The 391-nt window shown below is 66.5% G+C and carries 1 protein-coding gene; it reads right to left on the bottom strand.

Features of this window, described 5'->3' with window-relative positions; all coding sequences use genetic code 11:
* Window positions 1–28: 28 nt before the first annotated feature.
* The gene (gene sugE / locus EOA28_RS38460; protein ID WP_127392744.1) at window positions 29–343 is read right to left on the bottom strand and encodes a quaternary ammonium compound efflux SMR transporter SugE; all 315 of its coding nucleotides are present in this window, start codon (window positions 341–343) and stop codon (window positions 29–31) included.
* Window positions 344–391 lie beyond the last annotated feature (48 nt).

Genomic DNA, 391 nt, shown 5'->3' with positions numbered 1-391 from the left:
CCCGAACGCGTTTGCCTCGCGGCAAACATCAGGCCACCAGCTTCAGGCCGGCGATGCCGCAGACGATGAGGCCGATGCAGGCGAGCCGAACCACGGTCGCCGGCTCGCCGAGCAGCCAGATGCCCAGCAGCGCGGTGCCGACGGTGCCGATGCCGGTCCACACCGCATAGGCCGTGCCGACGGGCAGCTCCTTCAGCGCCAGGCCGAGCAGGCCGAGGCTGACGATCATTGAGGCGACGGTCAGCACCGTCGGCACCAGCTTCGAGAAGCCGTCAGTGTATTTCAGGCCGATCGCCCAGCCGATCTCGAACAGGCCGGCGAAAAACAGATAGATCCACGACATCGGCAACGCTCCATTCGCTGCGTGCCCTCACGGCGCACGATCTTGCGA

Source organism: Mesorhizobium sp. M2A.F.Ca.ET.067.02.1.1, from assembly GCF_004023285.1.
Lineage (GTDB): Bacteria > Pseudomonadota > Alphaproteobacteria > Rhizobiales > Rhizobiaceae > Mesorhizobium.
The sequence above is the reverse complement of the archived record's forward strand: the minus strand, read 5'-3'. Positions and strand labels throughout refer to the sequence as shown.

Excerpts from the sequence above, each read along its gene's own strand:
- sugE (WP_127392744.1), bottom strand. The coding sequence starts at position 343 with ATGTCGTGGATCTATCTGTTTTTCGCCGGCCTGTTCGAGATCGGCTGG.